Raw genomic sequence first — 3149 nt, forward strand, 5'->3', positions numbered from 1 at the left:
CACCAAAGATGCTGCAACAAAACCCAATACAAATTTCGGAAATCGCTCCCACACAATTTTCAACCCCGGGCGCTCTGCTTTGAAGGGTATACCATCTTCACTTTTAGGTTTTTTATAGGCCCACCATATAGCTATAAAAAAAGCAGCAACACCAATAAAAACATTTTGCGAAAACTTGGCTATAACACCTGCTTTAACGGCTATTGGCCCAACCAAATCGCCTGCAGCGGTTACGGTTGCCGTTGTATCCAAGGTACCACCCAGCCATGCCCCACCAATCACCTCAGGTATATGAAAATACTTTACCGCCCAAGGCAGAATAATCATCATCGGGATAGCCATAATCAATACCAGCGTGGTTACATAAGATAATTTACGTTTATCACCATTAATAGCGCCTGCAGCAACAATTGCTGCAGAAACACCACAAATAGATACGGCTGAGGCCAATATTACGCCAAATTCATCATCTACTTTTAACTTGCGGCTTAACCACATCGAAAAAAACCAAACTACAGTAACAACAATAACGGCCTGTATTATACCGGGTAAACCAGCTTTGATCAGATCGGCCGATAAAATAGTGGTTCCTAATATCACCAAACCTGTTTTAATATAAAACTCAGACCGTACTGCTTCTTTTAGCCAAGATGGCAACCTGATCAGGTTGCCCAATGCGATACCGATAAGCAATGCAAATACCACATATTCTAACCCAAAATAGGATACACTTTTATTGCCTCCGATAATAAAAGAAACGATAGCTAAAAAATAGATGAGCGCAAAACCGCCAGCAAACCGCGCAACACTGCCTCCAGATAAACCTATCGCTACCGAAGCTAAGGCCAGAAAAACTGCCCCCATTTCAACAATTAACAATAAGTTGGATGCTGATAATATTTTACCCAAAAGGTCTTCACTGGTTGCCCATTTAAATGCAGGTAAACTTATTACAGTACCATTGTTGGTTAAATAAAGTACAGTGGCAATAATAATCGTTCCCAATATAACAGCCCACCAATCTTCGGTGAGTGATTGTAAAAATGTTTTCTTATCCGGGCTTATCCCAGCATCTGTTAAGGCTCCAGTAGTATCGGCTGCGTTGTTTCGATTCGACATAGTTGATTAATTATGGTGTTAATTTGATTTCATTTCTAAAAATATTGGCGGATACGATCAATAAACCGTAAACGAATACCCAATATCGAAACTAAAGTAAATATTCAGGAGGATTTTATCCGTAACAAATATCTGACTTTGATCTACACATTTATTAGTGGGCCTTTTAAGTTAAAAATGCATCACAAACTAATATTTAAAAACAAATTCATTCAATTGTCTAATTCAGGATTCAATTTGTCTGGTTCAGATCCATTCAACTGGTTTTTGGAATGTTTATGCAACATTTTTGGGCAACTTAAAAAAAATATTATGACACTTAAAACAACAAAAACCATTTATTGGATCGGTGCCTCACTAACTTCGTTATGGTTTGGCACCAGCGGAGTTTGTGAACTCACAAAAAACCCTATTGTTTGGGACATTACATTAAAACTGGGATATCCAGCGTACTTTATTTATGTACTTGGTGTTGCTAAATTAGCCGGAATCGTGGTTCTACTAATCCCCAACAGATGGTTAAGGTTAAAAGAATGGGTATTTGCAGGGATATTCTTTGATATCATTTTTGCATTCTGCTCAAAACTAATTGTGATCGGTCCGCTAGCCACTACTGATGCCATTATAGCCTTTGCTATCGTTACAATAACCTACCTGATGTTCCAAAAACTTTATCCTACCCACTATTCTAATCTAACTGCTATTTAAGGTTTGAATAATTCTAATTAAATCAGTTTTCACATAAAAAGGGCGCTAGTAGCGCCTTTTTTATTGGTGAGAAATTTTACCTGGTACAGCATCTGTAATCTATAAAACAGCTAAACATCCAAGGCTGTGAATGCGTCACTAATCTCTTTGTTTGATGCTAAAGCACAGCGCAAATTATTTTTAAATAGAAAAGTCGCCAAATATATGGCGACCTCCTAACTAATAAACGTTGCTTATAAATTAGCAACTAGATTTATGTTATACAACTGGCTCATTCTCCAGTCCTTTCTCTTTTTTCTTTCCGATGCTTTGCACCATTTCACATTGCTGTGGATTTTTTTCAAATGGGGGGCTAACCAGAAAAAGTGTCGACATTAAGCTTGCCAATCCAACTAATAAACTGTTGGTTGTGGTATTTTGATGATTTTCCATGATGATAAATGATTAAAATGTTGTTGATGCATTTACTGCTGAAATTGCGCCTGTTGTTTTATGCTGAACCATTCCGATTACTTCCCATTTTTCGGCACTACTATCTTTAGGGATATTCAATACCGCAGTTCCAGATTTTGCATCCTTTAGAGACAGTGTTAAGGTTTTCCGTACCATTTGGATGTGGGATAATTTAAGTCCTGCATTCTCCCCACGCTGTACATCGGTACTACCGCTCTTTTGTACCAGTGCAAAAAGGAGATCGTCGCTAGCCTGAGTACCTTTGGTTTCGTAATTTATTTTCAGTACATCCCCATCCCTTTTCGTATCGAAGGCTAAACTGGCTGTATACCTTTTATTCAGAAGCTGTTCATTAATGGCATTTCTTACGTCGTTTTCATTAGAGCCTATAAATTCCTGAGCGCCGTTAATAACCAATTGAGGGGTATAAACCTGTGCGTTTAACCAAGCACTATATTTTTTTTGCCTTTTTGTGTTTTCCTGACTTCCAAAAACATCCTTCCAACCTAAATTATCAAAATAATCAACATGATATCCAAGCACATACACTGGTTTCCCATTAGATTCTTTCTCTATTTTGGCCAACAGTTCTTCTGCTGGCGGACAGCTCGAACATCCTTCAGACGTAAATAATTCCAAAACGGCAAAGCCTCTCCCATTAACGGGCTGCTCCACTTTTTTTTCTTGTGCAGATCCTACCCAAATAAATGCGCTAAGTGCTATTACCGCCACAATGACTGCATTTACGATCGCTATTCTTTTTAGTGTTTTCATAATTTCTATTCTTTTTTTATCAAAAATAAGCGGATAGTATGCCTGAAATTAGGTGGAAAATAGCTGAACCGGACAAATTGGTGGAAGAGCTAGAC

The 3149-nt window shown here is 38.1% G+C and carries 4 protein-coding genes; 1 reads left to right on the plus strand and 3 read right to left on the minus strand.

Translation table 11 applies throughout. The features are described from left to right. Window positions 1-1119: YeiH family protein (locus tag AC1DPQ_RS22680; protein WP_477610953.1), on the minus strand; the 1119-nt coding region annotated here is incomplete at its 3' end. Between the two features lie 312 nt (window positions 1120-1431). Between AC1DPQ_RS22680 and AC1DPQ_RS22685 the strand changes: the two genes are divergently transcribed. Beyond that, a complete protein-coding gene (locus AC1DPQ_RS22685; RefSeq protein ID WP_477583822.1) occupies window positions 1432-1827 on the plus strand; it encodes a DoxX family protein in 396 nt (131 codons plus the stop codon). 258 nt (window positions 1828-2085) lie between these two features. Here AC1DPQ_RS22685 and AC1DPQ_RS22690 read toward each other — a convergent pair whose 3' ends face one another. Continuing rightward, window positions 2086-2259: a hypothetical protein gene (locus AC1DPQ_RS22690; protein WP_477583824.1), complete on the minus strand. Its 174-nt coding sequence runs from the start codon at window positions 2257-2259 to the stop codon at window positions 2086-2088. Window positions 2260-2271: 12 nt separating this feature from the next. Next, a complete protein-coding gene (locus AC1DPQ_RS22695; protein ID WP_477583826.1) occupies window positions 2272-3054 on the minus strand; it encodes a DUF1223 domain-containing protein in 783 nt (260 codons plus the stop codon). Window positions 3055-3149 lie beyond the last annotated feature (95 nt).

This window comes from Pedobacter sp. 01T416_2 (assembly GCF_056398925.1).